The 17,617-nt window shown below is 63.5% G+C and carries 15 protein-coding genes; 7 read left to right on the top strand and 8 right to left on the bottom strand.

Going from position 1 to position 17,617, the window contains the following annotated elements:
- Positions 1–26 precede the first annotated feature (26 nt).
- The 4 genes from ACN4F8_RS01005 (at position 27) to ACN4F8_RS00990 (ending at position 5,767) form a co-directional block, all read left to right on the top strand.
- Positions 27–827, top strand: coding sequence for a class I SAM-dependent methyltransferase (locus ACN4F8_RS01005; RefSeq protein ID WP_419471870.1), 801 nt, complete (start codon positions 27–29; stop codon positions 825–827).
- Positions 828–883: 56 nt separating this feature from the next.
- Positions 884–1,318 (top strand): ribonuclease HI, encoded by a 435-nt coding sequence (gene rnhA, locus ACN4F8_RS01000; protein WP_419471880.1) that lies wholly within the window; start codon positions 884–886, stop codon positions 1,316–1,318.
- A 157-nt stretch (positions 1,319–1,475) separates the two neighbouring features.
- The gene (locus ACN4F8_RS00995; protein WP_419471869.1) at positions 1,476–2,657 is read left to right on the top strand and encodes an efflux RND transporter periplasmic adaptor subunit; all 1,182 of its coding nucleotides are present in this window, start codon (positions 1,476–1,478) and stop codon (positions 2,655–2,657) included.
- Between the two features lie 23 nt (positions 2,658–2,680).
- Positions 2,681–5,767 (top strand): efflux RND transporter permease subunit, encoded by a 3,087-nt coding sequence (locus ACN4F8_RS00990; protein WP_419471868.1) that lies wholly within the window; start codon positions 2,681–2,683, stop codon positions 5,765–5,767.
- 51 nt (positions 5,768–5,818) lie between these two features.
- Here ACN4F8_RS00990 and ACN4F8_RS00985 read toward each other — a convergent pair whose 3' ends face one another.
- From ACN4F8_RS00985 to lptF, 5 genes are read right to left on the bottom strand one after another with little or no spacing between them, the layout of a single operon-like run.
- Positions 5,819–6,997: a pyridoxal phosphate-dependent aminotransferase gene (locus tag ACN4F8_RS00985; protein WP_419471867.1), complete on the bottom strand. Its 1,179-nt coding sequence runs from the start codon at positions 6,995–6,997 to the stop codon at positions 5,819–5,821.
- Between the two features lie 4 nt (positions 6,998–7,001).
- Entirely contained in the window at positions 7,002–7,946 is a 945-nt protein-coding gene (locus ACN4F8_RS00980) for a CysB family HTH-type transcriptional regulator (protein ID WP_419471866.1), read from the bottom strand.
- Positions 7,943–8,308 (bottom strand): sirohydrochlorin chelatase, encoded by a 366-nt coding sequence (locus ACN4F8_RS00975; RefSeq protein WP_419471865.1) that lies wholly within the window; start codon positions 8,306–8,308, stop codon positions 7,943–7,945. Before ACN4F8_RS00975 ends, ACN4F8_RS00980 begins: the two co-directional genes overlap by 4 nt.
- A 7-nt stretch (positions 8,309–8,315) precedes the next feature.
- Positions 8,316–9,434, bottom strand: a complete 1,119-nt coding sequence (gene lptG, locus ACN4F8_RS00970; protein ID WP_419471864.1) for an LPS export ABC transporter permease LptG — start codon at positions 9,432–9,434, stop codon at positions 8,316–8,318.
- Positions 9,431–10,549: an LPS export ABC transporter permease LptF gene (lptF, locus tag ACN4F8_RS00965; protein ID WP_419471863.1), complete on the bottom strand. Its 1,119-nt coding sequence runs from the start codon at positions 10,547–10,549 to the stop codon at positions 9,431–9,433. The genes lptG and lptF overlap by 4 nt, the downstream gene beginning before the upstream one ends.
- A gap of 25 nt (positions 10,550–10,574) precedes the next feature.
- On the opposite strand from lptF, the gene ACN4F8_RS00960 reads away from it, so the two are divergent.
- From ACN4F8_RS00960 to ACN4F8_RS00950, 3 genes are all read left to right on the top strand, one after another.
- A complete protein-coding gene (locus tag ACN4F8_RS00960) occupies positions 10,575–12,083 on the top strand; it encodes a leucyl aminopeptidase (RefSeq protein ID WP_419471862.1) in 1,509 nt (502 codons plus the stop codon).
- Between the two features lie 8 nt (positions 12,084–12,091).
- Complete coding sequence (locus tag ACN4F8_RS00955) at positions 12,092–12,526, top strand: DNA polymerase III subunit chi (protein ID WP_419471861.1); 435 nt, start codon at positions 12,092–12,094, stop codon at positions 12,524–12,526.
- Positions 12,527–12,716: 190 nt separating this feature from the next.
- Positions 12,717–13,901 (top strand): branched-chain amino acid ABC transporter substrate-binding protein, encoded by a 1,185-nt coding sequence (locus tag ACN4F8_RS00950; protein WP_419471860.1) that lies wholly within the window; start codon positions 12,717–12,719, stop codon positions 13,899–13,901.
- Positions 13,902–14,181: 280 nt separating this feature from the next.
- Here the strand turns inward: ACN4F8_RS00950 and ACN4F8_RS00945 are convergent, their stop codons facing one another.
- The 3 genes from ACN4F8_RS00945 to ACN4F8_RS00935 all read right to left on the bottom strand — a co-directional run bounded on the left by ACN4F8_RS00945 (position 14,182) and on the right by ACN4F8_RS00935 (position 17,505).
- On the bottom strand, positions 14,182–14,736 hold the full coding sequence (locus tag ACN4F8_RS00945) for a hypothetical protein (RefSeq protein WP_419471859.1): 555 nt from the start codon (positions 14,734–14,736) through the stop codon (positions 14,182–14,184).
- Positions 14,733–15,323, bottom strand: a complete 591-nt coding sequence (locus ACN4F8_RS00940) for a type II TA system antitoxin MqsA family protein (protein WP_419471858.1) — start codon at positions 15,321–15,323, stop codon at positions 14,733–14,735. Before ACN4F8_RS00940 ends, ACN4F8_RS00945 begins: the two co-directional genes overlap by 4 nt.
- A gap of 550 nt (positions 15,324–15,873) precedes the next feature.
- On the bottom strand, positions 15,874–17,505 hold the full coding sequence (locus ACN4F8_RS00935; RefSeq protein ID WP_419471857.1) for a type I restriction enzyme subunit R domain-containing protein: 1,632 nt from the start codon (positions 17,503–17,505) through the stop codon (positions 15,874–15,876).
- Between the last annotated feature and the right edge of the window lie 112 nt (positions 17,506–17,617).

The raw sequence follows: 17,617 nt of genomic DNA, 5'->3' as shown, positions 1-17,617 counted from the left end.
GTTTCACGGCCCCTCCCACGCTCTCCATGACCGAAAAGTTGACCGGCTTGACCGAATGGTTTCAGACCCCGCCCGGCCAGTATTTGCTGGGCTGGGAGCAGACGCAGTTCGACCTGGCGGTGGCGGACCTGTTTGGTTACAACGCCATGCAGCTGGGCCTGCCCGAGTTGCAGACCCTGCAGGCCAACCGCATGCCGCACCGCTGGCTGGCACTGCCGGAAGAGCTTCAGTCGGTCCCGGCGCCAGACACCGACGCTCCGTGCGCAGAGCCCGGGCACCTGCGGGTGGCACTGGTCACCGACGCGGCCGCCCTGCCGTTTCCCGCCGCCAGCCTTGACCTGGTGGTGTTGCCGCACACGCTGGAGTTCAGCGCCGACCCGCACCAGGTGCTGCGCGAAGTGGAGCGCGTGCTGGTGCCCGAAGGGCGGGTGGTGATTTCCGGTTTCAACCCCGCGAGCCTGTGGGGTTTGCGCCAGGGTCGTGCCCGCCTGGGCGCTCGCGTGGGGCTGCCCGGCGCGCCCCATCTTTTTCTGCCGGACGCGGGTGAATTCATCGGGCCGTGGCGTTTGAGGGACTGGCTGCGCCTGCTGAGTTTTGAAGTAGAGTCGGACCGCTTTGGCTGCTACCGCCCGGCGATGAGGACCGACAAGTGGTTGCAGCGAACCGCCTGGATGGACCGGGCCGGGGCGCGCTGGTGGCCCATCTTTGGCGCGGTGTATTTTGTGGTGGCGGTCAAGCGCGTGCGCGGCATGCGTCTGCTGGGGCCGGCCTGGAAGCCCAGACGTGCCGCATCTCCTGCGCCCGTGCCGGTGGCGAACCGGCGCTGAGCCCGACCGGGGCGCTCCTTTCATTTCCCTTGCAACAGTCTCAGGAGAGCGACGTTTTGAACCATGTGGTGATCTACACCGACGGTGCCTGCAAAGGCAACCCGGGGCCGGGCGGATGGGGCGTGTACCTGCGCTCAGACGGGCACGAAAAAGAACTCTGGGGTGGTGAGCGCGAAACCACCAACAACCGCATGGAACTCACCGCCGTGATCGAAGCGCTGGCCGCGCTCAAGCGCCCGTGCCGGGTGTCGCTCTACCTCGACAGCGAATATGTGCGCAAGGGCATCACCGAATGGATTCATGGCTGGAAACGCAAGGGTTGGACCACGGCGGCCAAGCAGCCGGTGAAAAATGCCGATCTGTGGCAACGGCTGGACGCGCTGGTGCACGGCGGCATTCACCAGATCGAGTGGCACTGGGTCAAGGGGCACGCGGGCGATCCGGGCAACGAACGCGCCGATGCGCTGGCCAATCGCGGCGTTCCAGGCTGACCCGCTTCCCCTGCCCATGGCGGGGTGGCGGGAACTTCATGCCACCCGGACCGCTCTGCACTGCTACATTGCGCTGATCGTGAGCATGCCATCGATCAAGCTTCCACCCGGTGCGCGGCTTTGCGGCATCCCCTGATTGAACTTCACAAAAAAGACCATGGCCAAGAAAGCTGTTTATCTTGTGGTGGCGGTAGCGGGCCTCGCCCTGGCCTCGGGCGCGGCCTGGTGGCTGCAAAACCGCGAGGCACCCGCAACAGCTGCCGCAGCGCCTGCCAGTGCAGCGCGCGGTGCGGGTGGCGCTGGCACACCCGGTGTTGAAGTGACCCGGGTCAAGGCGGTCCGGCTGCAAGACGATGCGCAGGCGGTGGGCACGCTGCGCTCGCGCCAGAGCGTCACGCTCAAGCCCGAGGTCAGTGGCCGCGTGGCGCGCATTGCGTTTGCCGATGGCGCGCAGGTCAAGGCGGGCCAGTTGCTGGTGCAGCTGGACGACACGCTGCAGCGCGCCGAGCTCAGCCAGGCGCAGGCGCAGTTGTCGATTGCCCGCGCCAACCTCAAGCGCAACCAGGAGCTGGTGGCAGAGAACTTCGTGGCCACCCGTGTGGTGGAAGAAAGCCAGGCCAACCTGCAGGTGGCCGAGGCGCAGGTGGCGCTGGCCACCGCGCGCATGCAGCGCATGCGCATCACGGCGCCGTTCAACGGCACCGTGGGCCTGCGCAGCATCAACCTGGGCCAGTACGTGGGCGATGGGGACGATCTGGTGAACCTGGAAGACACTTCCTTGCTCACCGTGGACTTCCGCTTGCCCGAGCGCTACCAGAGCAGCATCGCAGTCGACCAGGGCGTTCAGGTGCAGCTCGATGCGCTGCCGGGCAAGAGTTTCGAGGCGAAGGTGCTGGCGGTTGATCCCTTGCTGGACGCCAATGGCCGTTCGATCGCGGTGCGCGCGGTGATGCCCAGAACGCCTGGAGCCGATCTGCGCCCCGGCATGTTTGCGCGTGTGCTGATCGTGTTCTCGGTCAACGACGCGGCGTTGGTGGTGCCCGAAGAGGCGATGGTGCCCCAGGGTGGCAAGCAGTATGTGTTCTTGCTGGACGAGCAGGGACAGGGCGATGCGAAGAAGCTGGTGTCGCGCCGCGTCGAGGTCGAGCCCGGCGTGCGCCGCGGTGCCGAAGTGCAGATCGTCAAAGGCGTGACCGCTGGCGACACGGTGGTGGTGGCCGGCCAGCAGCGTCTGCAACGCGACGGCACCGCCGTGCGCGTGGTCAACATGGCCAGAACCGCAGAGGCTGCGGGAGCCGCGGTGGCCGCACCGCAGGCGCCCAAGCCCGCCACGCCCTGACACCCTGAGCAACGGGAGCCCCCATGCAACTGCCTGAAATTTCCATCCGGCGCCCGGTGTTTGCCACCGTGCTCTCGCTGCTGATCCTGCTGGTGGGCTTCGTCGCTTTCAACGGCCTCACCGTGCGCGAATACCCGCGCATCGACGAGCCCAACGTCACCGTGAGCACCACCTTCGGCGGTGCGTCCAGCGAAGTGATCGAGACGCAGGTCACCAAGGTGCTGGAGGACTCGCTGGCCGGCATCGAGGGGGTCGACATCATCACCTCGATCAGCCGCCAGGAAGAAAGCCAGATCACGGTGCGTTTCAAGCTGGAGCGCGACCCCGATTCCGCCGCCGCCGATGTGCGCGACAAGGTCAGCCGCGTGCGCCAGCGCCTGCCGCAAGATGTGGACGAGCCGGTGATCGCAAAGATCGAGGCAGACGCCACGCCGGTGATCTGGCTCGCGCTCAACTCGGATTCCATGACGCCGCTGGAGCTCAGCGACCTGGCCAACCGCATCGTCAAGCCGCGCCTGCAGACGGCGCCCGGTGCGGCCGATGTGCGCATCTTTGGCGAGCGGCGTTATTCCATGCGCATCTGGCTCGATGCCGACCGACTCGCCGCCTACAACCTCACGGTGCAGGACGTGGAAGACGCCTTGCGCAGGTCCAACCTGGAAGTGCCGGCCGGTCGCATCGAGAGTGCCCAGCGCGAATTCAACGTCACGGCGGCCACCGATCTGCAGACGCCCGAGCAGTTCCGCGAGATCGGTGTGCGCACCGTCAACGGCCAGACCATCCGCATCGGGGATGTGGCTCGCGTCGAGCAGGCACCGCAGGACGAACGGACTTCGGTGCGCTACAACGGGCGCGAGGCGATTTCACTCGGTGTGATCCGCCAGTCCACCGCCAACCCGCTGGACCTCTCGGCCGGCGTGCAGGAAATGCTGCCGCGCATCGTGGCTGATCTGCCCGAGGGCGTGCGGGTGGAGGTGGCCAACGACAACTCGATCTTCATCGACCGTTCGATCAAGGCGGTGTACACCACCATAGCCGAAGCCGCCGTGCTGGTGGCGCTGGTGATCTTTGTGTTCCTGCGCACGCTGCGCGCCTCCATCATTCCGCTGGTGACTATTCCCGTGAGTCTGATCGGCTGCTTCGCGCTGATGGCGCTGTTTGGTTTTTCGATCAACACGCTCACGCTGCTGGCGCTGGTGCTGGCCATCGGCCTGGTGGTGGACGATTCCATCGTGGTGCTGGAGAACATCTACCGGCACATTGAAGAAGGCATGAAGCCGTTCGAGGCGGCGATCAAGGGCGCGCGCGAAATCGGCTTTGCGGTGGTGGCCATGACCCTGACCCTGGCGGCGGTGTACGCGCCACTGGCGTTCACCCCGGGGCGAACCGGGCGGCTCTTTGCCGAGTTCGCGCTGGCGCTGGCCGGTGCGGTGGTGGTCTCGGGTTTTGTGGCGCTCACGCTCTCGCCCATGATGTGTTCCAAACTGCTCAAGCACAACCCCAAACCGGGGCGCTTCGACAGTTTCATGGAGCGACGCCTCACCGCGCTCAGCAACGGCTACGAGCGCATGCTGGGGCAGTCGCTGAAGGTGCGCTGGCTGGTGGTGGCGGTGATGCTGGTGAGCGCTGTGGGCAGCTGGTTGCTGCTGCAGGGCACGCGCCAGGAGCTGGCACCCATGGAAGACCGCGGCGTGGTGCTGGCCTCGATCAACGGCCCCGATGGCGCCACCCTGGCCTACACCCGCAAGTACGCCGAAGCGATCGAAGGCATGGGTCAGAACATCCCTGAATTCGAACGCATCTTCACCATCGTGGGCAACCCGTCGGTGGCTCAGGGCAGCGTGATCATGCGCGGCAAGGCCTGGGAAGATCGCGACCGCACCACCATGGAGATCGCGCGCGAGCTCGCGCCCAAGATCGCGGCTTTGCCCGGCATCAGCGCGTTTCCCATCACGCCGCCTTCGCTGGGCCAGGGCTTTCGCGAGCGGCCGATCAACTACGTGATCGTGACCGGTGACTCGTACGAAAACCTCTCGCGTGTGGTGCGCCAGTTCCAGGACAAACTCGCCCAGAACCCCGGCTTCGTGCAGGTCGACACCGACCTGCGCCTGAACAAACCCGAGATCCGCATGGACGTGGACCGCGAGCGTGCAGCCGACATGGGCGTGACGGTGGACGCCATCGCACGCACAGTGGAAACCATGTTGGGCGGGCGCACCGTGACGCGCTACAAGCGCGATGGTGAGCAGTACGACGTGGTGGTGCAGACAGTCTCAAGCAATCGCAGCACGCCCGAGGACATTGACCGGCTGTTCGTGCGCGGCCGTGGCGACGCGATGATTCCGCTGGCTTCGCTGGTGACCACGCGCGAGGTGGTGGTGCCGCGCGAACTCAATCACTTCGGCCAGCGCCGCAGCGCCTCCATCACGGCCAACCTCTCGCCCGAGTATTCGATGGGCGAAGCGCTGGACTTCATGGACGCCACGGCGGCCGAACTGCTGCCTGCGGGCTACACCACCGACCTCAATGGCCAGAGCCGCGAGTTCCGCAACTCGTCCGGTTCGCTGGCGATCGTGTTCGTGCTGTCGCTGCTGTTCATCTACCTGGTGCTTGCTGCCCAGTTCGAGAGTTTCATCGACCCGTTCATCATCATGCTCAGCGTGCCGCTGTCCATGCTGGGCGCGCTGCTCGCGCTCAAGCTCACCGGAGGCACGCTCAACGTGTTCAGCCAGATCGGACTGATCACGCTGGTGGGCCTGATCACCAAACACGGCATCCTGATCGTGGAATTTGCCAACCAGTTGCGCGAGCAGGGTGTGGAGAAAATGGAGGCGGTGAAACGCTCCTCCGCCTTGCGCTTGCGCCCCATCCTCATGACCACCGGCGCCATGGTGCTGGGCGCGATTCCGCTGGCCCTGGCCAGCGGTGCGGGCGCTGAGAGCCGTCAGCAGATCGGCTGGGTGATCGTGGGCGGCATGAGCGTGGGCACCTTGCTCACCATCTTCGTGGTGCCCACCATGTACTCGCTGCTGTCGCGCGCGAAGTCGCACAAGCCTGCTGTCCCGCCGACGTCTGCAGATCCGCACTCCGAGGCGGTTGCCGTGAAGTGAGTGCCGCTTTGGCGCTCCGGGAGGATGCGCCATCCAGCGGGGATGACAGGGTCAGAGCCGCGACAGACGCTTCAGCGCCTCGTGCAAGGTGTCGTCCTTCTTCGCGAAGCAGAACCGCACCACCCGCTGGTCAAAGCCGTTGCCGTAGAAGGCCGAGAGCGGGATCGCGGCCACGCCGATCTCTTTTGTGAGCCACTGGCAGAAGTCGCCTTCAGGAAGGTCGCGCTCGGGCACGGCCAGGCTGGAGATGTCCACACACTGAAAGTAGGTGCCTTCGCCTGCGAGCATGCGAAAGCGCGTGTTGGCCAGGCCTTCGCGGAACAGGTCGCGCTTGCGCTGGTAGAACGCGCTGAGCTCCAGGTAGGGCGCGGGGTTGGCCATGTAGGCAGCCAGCGCGTGCTGCACCGGCGTGTTCACCGTGAAGACGTTGAACTGGTGCACCTTGCGAAATTCGGCCGTGAGTGCGGCGGGTGCCACCACGGTGCCGACCTTCCAGCCAGTGACGTGATACGTCTTGCCGAAGCTGCTCACGATGAAGGCGCGGGCCGCCAGGCCCGGAAAACGTGCGGCGCTCTGGTGGTGTTGGCCGTCGAACACCATGTGTTCGTACACCTCGTCGCTGATCAGCAGCACCTCGGTGGGCGCGAGCAGGTCCTGCAGGCGCTGCATGTCGGCGGCGCTCCACACGGTGCCGCTGGGGTTGTGCGGGCTGTTGATGACGATGGCGCGTGTGCGCGGCGTCATGGCGGCGGCGATGCGGTCGAAGTCGGGGCGAAAGCTGCCGGGCGTGAGCGGCACGCGCACCGGCACACCACCGGCCAGTTCGATGTTGGGCACGTAGCTGTCGTAGCAGGGCTCGAGCACGATGACCTCGTCACCGGGGTGCACCACCGCGAGGAGTGCGGTGAGGATGGCCTGGGTGGCGCCGGCGGTCACGGTGATCTCGGTGGCCGGGTCGCAGCGCAGGCCGTAGAGGGCCAGCATCTTGTCGGCCATGGCCTGGCGCAGCGCGGGCACGCCCGGCATGGGCGGGTACTGGTTGTGGCCGGCCTGCATGGCTTGGGTGACGGCGTCGAGCAGCGCCGGGTCGCAACCAAAGTCGGGAAACCCCTGCCCGAGGTTGACCGCCTTGTGCTCAGTGGCCAAGGCCGACATGACGGTGAAGATGGTGGTGCCCACGTTGGGCAGGCGGGAGGCGAGGGCCGGTGTGCGCGGAGGGTTCGGGCTCATGGGGTCAAAGTTCATAGTCGTCGGGTGTGCCGGCCATGGCGCGCATGACCTGGTCGCGCGTGAGGCGTTCGCTCAGCAGCTCGGCAAAACGCAGCACGAAGTGGCGCAGGTAGGTGCCGCGCTTGAAGGCCACGCGCGCGAGGTTGTGGCCAAACAGGTCAGCAGCGGGGCGGGATACCAGGTCGGGCGTCTGGTTGTCGCCGGCCATGGCCATCTCGGCCACGATGCCCACGCCCATGCCCAGCTTCACGTAGGTCTTGATCACGTCGGAGTCGATCGCCTCCAGCACGATGTTGGGCTGCAGGTGGCGCAGCGCAAACGCCTGGTCGATGCGGGTGCGCCCGGTGTAGCTGGGGTGGTAGGTGATCAGCGGCACCTGGGCCAGGTCTTCGTGCGTGATGCGCTCGCGCTCCAGCAGCGGGTGGTCGAACGGGAACACCAGCACGTGTTGCCATTCGTAGCAGGGCAGGGTGACGAGTTCGGGGTAATTCACCAGCGACTCGGTGGCCATGCCGATCTCGGCCACTTCTTCCATCAGCATCCTGGCCACCTGGTCGGGCGAGCCCTGGTGCAGGCTGATCGCCACCTTGGGGTAGGCCTGGCGAAGCGCAGCCACCGGCCCGGGCAGCACGTAACGCGCCTGGGTGTGGGTGGTGGCAATCGAGAGCGTGCCGCTGTCCTGCGCCGAATACTGCTCGCCGATGCGCTTGAGGTTGTTGACCTCGCGCAAGATGATCTCGATGCTCTTGAGCACCTGCAGGCCCGGCTCGGTCACGCGTTTGATGCGTTTGCCGTGCCGCGCAAAGATCTCGATGCCGAGTTCGTCTTCGAGTTCGATGATGGCCTTGGACACGCCGGGCTGCGAGGTGTGCAGGGCCTTGGCGGCTTCGGTCAGGTTCAGGTTGCGGCGCACAGCCTCTTGCACGAAGCGGAACTGGTGCAGGTTCATGGCGTGGCTTCCAGCGCAATCTGCGCGAGCAGTGCGGTCAGGCGCGGGTCTTCGCCGGCCGCCGGCAACTGCTCGAAACGCACCTGGGGGTGGCTCTCGGCCAGGTCCTTCATGAGCACCGGCAAGTCTTCGCGGGCATGTTTTCCCATGCCGAAGAAGAGCGGCAGCACCCGCACGCGCGTGGCGCCGGCCTCAACCATCTGGCGCACCGCGGTGGCCATGTCGGGCTCACACAGCTCCAGGTAGGCGCACGACACGGCAGCCGCCGGATCGCTGCGTGCGATCTGCTGCGCCACCGACTCCACCGGCAGGCGCCACAAGGGGTCGCGCGACCCATGGGCAAACACGATCACACCGAGCATGGATACGCTACCTTCGCAACACAAGCCAGCCGAACGCGGCCAGCGAAAACACCGAATAGATCAACGCGGGCGAGGCCGCCGCCAGCCAGGGCTGCCAGGCATTGAGGTTGCCGATGTAGCCGAACACGTTGTTGAGCAGGAAGAAGCTGATGCCGATCATCACGCCGCCGAACACGTAGGCGGTGATGCTGCCGGAGCGGAAGTGCAGGTAGGCAAACGGCAGGGCAAGCACCACCATCACCAGGCAGCTCAAAGGGTAAAACACCTTGCGCCAGAACTCGATTTCGTAGCGCTGCGCCGTCTGCCCGTTGGCCTGCAAGTGGCGGATGTAGCCGAACAGATCCGCTGTTCGCATGGTCTCGGGTTTGAGCAGGGCTACCGAGACCATCTCGCTGTTGATGCCGCTGGGCCAGCGGAAGCTCTCCAGTTCGCTGCGCACGATGCGGGCCGAGGCCTGGCCGGCGATGTCGAACTCGCGGCGCTGCACCTGGCGCAGCGTCCAGGAATCGTCCGCCTCGATCTGGCCGGTGGCCGCGGTGAGCGTGGAGACGAGCGAGCCCTGGTTGTTGAACTCGAAGATGCGCACATTGCCCAGCTCGCCCTGGGACGACATGGAGCCCACGTTGACCGAGAAGTTGCTGTAGGGCTGGCGCTCCTTGAGCCAGGCGCCGGTCTGTCCGACACTGATGTTGCCCTGGTACCGCGCCTTCAGCAGTTGGGCGGTGCGATCGGACAGTGGGGCCGCGTAGTCGCCCAGGGCGAAGGTGAGCACCACGAACACGGCACCCAGACCGAGCAGCGTGCGCAGCGCGCGCCACGGCCCCAGCCCGCTGGTGCGCAGGATCGTGTATTCGGAGCCTTGCGCCAGCCGCGCCAGCACGAACACCGCGCCGATCAGCACCGAGATCGGCAGCAGTTCGTAAATGCGGTTGGGCATGAGCAGGCCCACGTACAGCAAGGCATGCGGCACCTCGTACACCAGCTTGGCGTCCAGCGCCGACGGTTTGCCCAGCGCCGGCAGCTCGTCCACAAAGTCAAAGAAGAAAAACAGCGACAGGAAGGCCAGCAGCACGAAGCCCACCGCCAGGAAGATTTCGCCGTAGATCAGGCGCCGGATCGTCTTCATGCCGCGGCTCCTTGAACGGCTGCGTTGCGACGGCTGTTGAGCCAGCTGCGCAGGCTCACGTTGTAGTGCCGCTTGGTCAACCACAGCACGGTCAGCACGAACACGCCGCCGTGCAGCATCAGCATGAAAGCGCCCAGGCTCACCAGTCCGCCCGCCACCCAGCTCTGGCCCAGGTTGAGCAGGTTGTAATAAAACACGAAGGAGAAGAGGGTGAAGAAGAGGTTGCCGCCGCGGCCAGCGCGCGGGTTGCCTGCGGTGGTGGCCAGGGCGATCAGCACAAAGTTGAGCGCGGTGAGCGCCATGCCGATGCGCCAGCCCAGCTCGCCCAGATTGGCCCGGTCGGGTTCGGTGATCAGCAGCAGCGTGCTGCGCGACTTGAGTTGTTGTGCACCCCGTTCGCCGATCGCGCTCGATCCGATCTGTGTGCCGTAGCTCTGGAACTCGCTGACCTTCAGGCCACTGCCATCGGCCGCCGTTTCCAGGCGCTGGCCGTTGTTGAGCATCAGGAACTGCTGGTCTTTCACCCATTCAATGCGCCCCGATCGGGCTGATGTGACCGTCTCGCGGCCATCGTCTTCGGTGCTGGAGATGAAGATGTTGCGGCCCTCGGTGCCACCGGCTGTGTCCTTGTCGATGAAAAAGACGCGCCGGCCACTCGACGACTCCTGGAACTGGCCCGGCGCCACGCGCTCCAGATCACCACGCCGCTCGAAGCGGCTGCGCAGGTTGTCGGTCTGCTGGTTGGCCCAGGGCCAGACAAAAAACACCATCAGCGTGATGACCGCGAGGATCGGCCACGAGAAGCGCAGCACCGGCCCGAGAAAGCCCCCGAGCGAGCGGCCGCTGGAGAACCAGATGATCATTTCGCTGTCGCGGTACATGCGCGAGAGCGTGAAGACGATGGCCACGAACAGGGCCAGCGTGAGGATGGTGGGCATGCGGCCAATGACGGTGTAGCCCAGCACCAGCGCGATCTCTTGCGGGTTCACGCTGCCCCGGGAAGCCAGGCCGAGTGTGCGGATCAGCAGCATCGTCAGCACGATGGTGAAGAGCACCACCAAGGTGGCCCCGAAGCTGCGCGCCAGCTCTCTGCGGATGGAAGAATGAAATAACATCGATTGCTACAAGGAAAACACGATTATGGACTTCGAACTCAAATCCCTCAGCGCTGCGCAAGCGGCCCAATTGCCCGTGGACGCGCTGCTGGTGCTGGTGCCCGACACGACCCCGACCACGAAGTCCGCCGACCAGGCCCTGACCCGCCTGGTGGCCCAGGCTGTTGACCACAAAGACCTGGAAAGCGGCGTGGCCAAGCTGCTGGCGTGCTACCGGCCCGAGGGCTTCAAGGCCTCCCGCGTCACGCTGGTGCGCTCGGGCGATGGCTCGGCCGCGTCGGTGCGCAAAGCCGTGTCCGCCGGCATGGGCTCGCTCAAGCAGCCGGGTGTGCAGAAACTCGGCGTGGTGTTCAGCCTGGTCGATGCCACCGACGACGCCGTGCGGGCCGCCATGCAGGCCTGCGCAGACGCCACTTACTGCTACACCACCACCAAACCGAGCGCCAAGGCGCGCACCGTCAAGCACGTGGTGCTGGGGGTGGACAAAGCCGCCGACGTGCAGCGCGGCTTCAACGTCGGCAAGGCCCAGGTGGTGGGTGTGGAGTTCGCCAAGGAATGGGCCAACCGCCCCGCCAACCATGCCACGCCCACCATGCTCGGTGAAGCCGCGCGCAAGCTGGGTCGCCAGTCCGGGTTCAAGACCGACGTGCTCGGCCCCAAGCAGGTGGAAGCGCTGGGCATGGGCTCGTTCCTCTCGGTTGCGCGCGGCTCGGTGGAGCCGCTGCGCTTCATCGTCATGCACTACAACGGCGGCGCCAAAGGCGCAGCGCCCGTGGTGCTGGTGGGCAAGGGCATCACGTTCGATACCGGTGGCATTTCCATCAAGCCCGCGGCCGACATGGATGAAATGAAGTTCGACATGGGCGGTGCTGCCAGCGTGCTCGGCACCTTCGCGGCGCTGGCCGAACTCAAGCCCGCCATCAACGTGGTGGGCATCATTCCCAGCTGCGAAAACATGCCTGACGGCCAGGCCGTCAAACCCGGTGATGTGGTCACCAGCATGAGCGGGCAGACCATCGAAATTCTCAACACAGACGCCGAAGGCCGCCTGATCCTGTGCGATGCACTGACGTACGCCGCACGTTTCAAACCGCACAGCGTGGTGGACATCGCCACCCTCACCGGTGCCTGCGTGATCGCGTTGGGCGGTGTGCGCTCCGGGCTGTTCTCGGCGCGCGACGATCTGGCGCAGGCCCTGGCCAGCGCCGGGGACAAGTCGCTCGACCTGTGCTGGCGCATGCCGCTTGATGATGAGTACGCCGAAGGCCTCAAGTCCAACTTTGCCGACATGGGCAACGTGGCCGGCCGTGCGGGCGGCGCCATCACCGCCGCCAAGTTCCTGCAGAAGTTCGCCACCGAACTGCCTTGGGCCCACCTGGACATCGCAGGCACGGCCTGGAAGAGCGGGGCAGCCAAGGGCTCCACCGGACGGCCCGTGCCCTTGTTGCTGCAGTACCTGATCGATCACGCCGAGGCGCCCGCCAAGGCCGCAGCATCGGCCAAGCCCTCGAAGCGCCGCGCTACCAAGGTCTGAGGCTGGTTGTGCCCGACGTCGCCTTTCATTTCAATGCACCCGACCGGCTGGGCTACGCCTGCCGATTGCTGCGCAAGGCGTATTTGCGCAAGGCGCGGCTCTTTGTGTGGATGGACGAAGGCGAGGTGGCCAGGCTCGACATCGCGCTGTGGACTCTGGGTGCAGGCGAGTTTGTCCCCCACTGCCGCAGCGACGAACCCGAGCTTCTGAAAACCCGGTCGCCGATCCAGCTGGGCCATCAATTGCCTGCCGACCGCAGTGGCCTTGTTCTGGTGAACTTGCGCCGCGAGATGCCCGATGACCCCGCGGCTTTCAACCGGATCATCGAGGTGGTGACACTTGACGAGGCCGACCGTGCCCCGGCACGAGAGCGCTGGCGCCAGTACAAGGCACTGGGCCTGGAGCCGCAAAGACACGATCTTCAACTCGCCCCCTCGGATTGAATGAGTTCCGCGGCGAGACATGACTCGCGCTAATGCGTCATTCATCGCCATGATGCGGTCTGGGAAAACCCTCGATAGAGCTTTCGCCTTGTCACGTATGTGAAATTTGAAGCTTTTTTAGAGTATCTTTATGAGCGTGATGGCAGAAGTTCCCATCGCTTAACTTTTTCAATCCTTTTCGAGGAAAACCATGCAACTGAACCTGAAACTGGCCGTTCTTGCTGCGGCCGTCGCCCTTGCCGCTTGCGGCAAAAAAGAAGAAGCCGCGCCGGTCGCAGCGCCTGCGGCGGCTCCGGCACCTGCAGCCCAGGTCATCAAGATCGGCCATGTCGGACCCACCAGCGGTGCGATTGCCCACCTTGGCAAGGACAACGAAAACGGCGCCAAGATGGCGGTCGAGGAACTCAACGCTGCCGGTTTGACCATCGGCGGCGCACCCGTCACCTTCGAGCTGCTGGCTGAAGACGACGCTGCCGATCCCAAGCAGGGCACCGCTGCCGCCACCAAGCTGGTGGATGCCAAGGTTGCCGGCGTGATCGGTCACCTGAACTCGGGCACCACCATCCCGGCCTCGCAGATCTACAACGACGCAGGCATCCCCCAGATCTCCCCATCGGCCACCAACCCCAAGTACACCCGCCAGGGTTACGCCGGCGTGTTCCGTGTGGTGGCTGACGACGTGCACCTCGGTGGCACGCTGGGCAAGTACGCCGTGGAAACGCTCAAGGCCAAGACCGTGGCCGTGATCGACGACCGCACGGCCTACGGCCAGGGCGTGGCTGACGAGTTCGAAAAAGGCGTGACCGCTGCCGGCGGTACCGTGGTGGGCCGTGAGTTCACCAACGACAAAGCCACCGACTTCAACGCCATCCTGACCACGCTGAAGGCCAAGAAGCCCGACGTCGTGTTCTTCGGCGGCATGGACGCCGTGGCCGGCCCGATGCTCAAGCAGATGAAGCAGCTCGGCATCAACGCCAAGTTCATGGGTGGCGACGGCATCTGCTCCAGCGAACTGCCCAAGCTGGCCGCTGACGGCATGGCCGACGACCAGGTGTACTGTGCCGAAGCTGGCGGTGTTGAAGGCGAACAGAAAGAAGGCATGGACAAGTTCCGCGCTGACTTCAAGGCCAAGTTCGGTACCGACGTTCAGGTGTACGCACCCTACGTGTACGACGCTGTCAAAGTCATGGCCAACGCCATGGTGACCGCTGGCTCTGCAGACCCCAAGGTCTACCTGCCCGCTCTCAAGGCCACCAACTACAAAGGCGTGACCGGCAACATCACCTTTGACGAAAAAGGCGACATCAAGAACGGCGCCCTGACGCTGATGACCTACAAGGCCGGTGCCCGCACCACCTTGGCCGTGATCCGCTGATCCAGCGCTCCGGTTCCTCCAGAAAAGCCACCTTCGGGTGGCTTTTTTGTTTGGGTCGGGTGTTATCAAGCTGATGGCCAAAACACAATGGAATCAACCGCTTAGCGTGTTTTCAGCGAGATTGAGCAGGGGAATTAGAAGGCTCCTCCCTTCGGCAGCCGAATACGCTGTGTCTGCATGCGGAGTTTTTTTCAGGCCTGCCGCTGTCCGGCAATCTACATCGAGACCCCACCCTTTGCGGGTGCCTCGCTCGCCCCGCAGGGGGTGACGTAACCCCCGACTACTTGGTAGCAGCCGTCTTGGTCGCTCGCATCTTCTTCGAAGCTGTTGCGGGGGCATCGGGCAGCTGCTTCACCTTCTTTGGGGCATCAGACCGAAGGTCTTGAAAGTGAACGGAGGGTAGCTGAACGGACCCTAGCGGCATGCGGCCGGTTACGGTTGCAAGTTGCTCCCTCATGGAGGACCAGACCAATGAAGCCCCGTTGACCAGGGCAAGGTCCTCAATGGGCGCAAGCTCGCTGGCCGCGTGAGGTATTTCAACAATGCCCACAGCAAGCATCTTGACCAGGTATGGGCTGTACTTCGACGGCTCATCCCCTGCAGCGGTCTCGTTGTCCACTTTTAGCTCAATGCTTACACGGAACAGTTCAGTGGAAGACGATTCCGTCGCTCCATTGAGCCTTGCGAATTCAACAACCGTGTTGAGAGCCACGCCCAAGAGGGAAGTTGGGAGGGCCTTCCCCTCTGCCGCTGCAGCGGGGAAGTGTCGCCTGTCGACCTCAACGCAGACCCGCTCAAAGGTCAAGTGAATGAGCTGTACGGGACTGGTTCTCATGAGTAGCAGTACTGTGGCTCAAAAGAGGGCACGTGCTCGCTTGCGGCAGTGTCAGGCTCTGCCACGTGACGGGTCTCTACCCGGCGCAGGGACGATTCCACGGGACGCAGTTTGGAGACCTTCTTCGCCGCGACTTCTAGACTGCGCTCATTCCAAAGCGGAATCTCTACCCCCGACTCGTCCGCCAACTGCTTCAGGACATCTGGTCTTGAAATGGCGATTCGAAGCAACTTGGTGGTGCTCTCGTCCGGATAGCTCTTTTCGTTCTCGTACCGAGAAAATGCGATGAGCCCTTTGCCGAAAACTTTGGCTACTGCCTGTTGCGTGAGCCCGTACTTGCGACGAAACGCGCAAATAGCCTCCCCCGTCAAATACAGCCCGTACTCCGCTTCGCGCGCCTTCAGCCTTGCCAGATTTTCCTCGTGCTGACTAGCCAAAACTGTCTCCGCGCCGCACTGGTCGCACTTGGTCGCGAGAGTCTTCACTGTCACCGTCTTGCCAGGCGGGTGAAACACGTTGTCTCGTTCAATGGGGTGCAGTGCACCTTTGCGGCATTGACGACACGTGAGGAGATGAGAGCTGTTCATGGTGATGATGAGAGAGATTCAGTAAGGTGCTTCGAGATGACAAGAAATCAAGACCAGGTAGAGGGGAGCCCCTGGGTGATTCATGCCGAACTTGACGTAATACATCGGGGCCCGTGGATTTCGAGTCCAAGTTACATCGTCGACTCGCACCTTGTAGGAGTCGCACAAGTTCCAGACGCCACTATCGTCTTCGTCCCACTGGGCATTGATAAGGTCGCCCCCTTTTGAAACGTGCTCAGGGCGAAGAAGCAATATAAGATTTTTGACCTCAGTTTTTAATGTCCACCGAAGAATTTGCAGCTTATCTTCACACCTTCTAGTACCCATCCACACATGCTGGTCGTTCGAGAGGTCTAGTTCTCCAGACTTGATTTGTTCCTGGATAGCAGTCAAATTCCATATCGGGCTCCGTCCTAGCATCCTGCCCGTCGCCTTGGAGCCCTTTCCAACGGGAAGCGGGATGGTTGCGGGGTCCATTATGTGCAGTGTAGTCACTATTTTATCACCATGATAAATTTCGGCGGAAGAAACAGAAAAGAGCTGACGGTTGTCACGCTCGCCCCACTTTCTGTGCGAACGCCTGAAAAACCATCTTCGCCAGCATTCCCTGCATCGCGCCCATGATTCGCTCGTCTTTGAGCAGCTGGTCCGCGATGCTGTTGTGAGCCTCCTGCCCCTCGATGATGATGTCCGTGAGGACTGCTCTGAAATCACCCATGGCGAACTGCTGCTCTGTGTTGCTCTGGGCTTGTGCGGCTAACGCTTCGTTCTCGAGCAACTTGCTCTTGATGGTCGTGACATAGCCCACCAGGTCTCCCTCGGTGAGATTTCCAGAGAACAGGTCGTTCATCTTGGTCACGATTTCGGCTAGGCGAACCTGTTCCTCAGTCGGCGCCTGTCCGGTACCCGCTTCGCTCGCAGGACTGAGCTTCACCAGCTCGCCACTGGCCAAGTCCAGCTTCTGCTCGCCCAGTTTCTGAAGGCGGTAGTGCGTCAGGCGCACGTCCGAGTCCAGCTCCAAAATGTTTGACCCACCTTCGCTCACAGCGATACGGGGCATCAGGTTCTTGCCGAAGGTGTACAGCTTCTCCAAGTCCTGGTCGTTGTACGCAACGATTTGGCTAAGGAAGTCGTACATGCGCAGGAACGTACCCAGGTCCTTGCGGAACTGCTCTGCCTTAGCCTCGTCGTCCTCTTCCAGCGCGGAGAAGCGGTCGGCCGCGGGCTTCAGGAAGGAGTGCAGCGCCGACTGCTTGCGCTTGGGGTCAAAGAACGCGTCCGCCAGCTGGTCCACCTCGCTCTGCGTGTAGATGCCGGCCTTGTCCAGCTTCGTCTGGAGCTCGTGCACCATGTTCGGGTCTGTGACCTCCTCAAGTTGGGCGCCGCGGTAGTACGGCTGGAAGGAAGCAAGAATCTCATCGGGCTTGTTGACGAAATCGAGGACGAAGGTCTCTTCCTTCCCCGCGTGCGTGCGGTTCAGTCTGGACAGCGTCTGCACGGCCAGCACGCCGGAGAGGCGCTTGTCCACGTACATCGTGTGCAGCAGCGGCTGGTCAAAACCGGTTTGGTACTTGTTGGCAACCAACAGCACGCGGTAGAGGTCGTCCTTGAATGCATCCGATGGCTCCTTGCCGTGGATGTCCGGATTCATGTTGGACTCCGTGAACTCGTCGGGGCCAGACTCCACGTCCTCGACTTTGCCCGAGAAGGCAACGAGGGCGCGCATGTCTTTGTCGTACCCGCGCTCCTTCAGGTAGCGGTCCATGGCCAGCTTGTAGCGCACGGCGGCCTTGCGGCTGTCGGTCACCACCATGGCCTTTGCCTTGCCGCCAATCTTCTTGGCAACGTGCTCGTGAAAGTGCTCAACGATGACCACCACCTTCTGGGCGATGTTGTAGGGGTGCAGAACGGCGAAACGGGCAAGCGTCTTCTTGGCCTGCATGGCGGGCACCAGCTTCTCGTCTGCAGCCGAGCCGAGCTTGTAGAAAGCTTTGTAGGAGGCGTAGTTCTTCAGGACGTCCAGGATAAAGCCCTCCTCAATGGCCTGGCGCATGGAATAAACGTGGAAGGGCTGGGGTAGGCCATCTGGACCAAGGCGACCGAACAACTCCAGGGTTTTGGCCTTTGGAGTCGCAGTGAAGGCGAAATAGCTGACGTTCTTCGGGCGTGCACGCGAGTTCATCACCTGGTTGATGATGTCTGTTGGCGCCGATGGAATATTGACCAGCTGTGCCGATTGAATTTTGACCAGGGGCTAAGGCTGCCTCCGCAGGAGGTCAGCTGTGGATAACTAT

This window comes from Hydrogenophaga sp. (assembly GCF_048549895.1).
GTDB lineage: Bacteria > Pseudomonadota > Gammaproteobacteria > Burkholderiales > Burkholderiaceae_C > Hydrogenophaga.
This window is presented reverse-complemented; position numbering and strand designations above follow the sequence as displayed.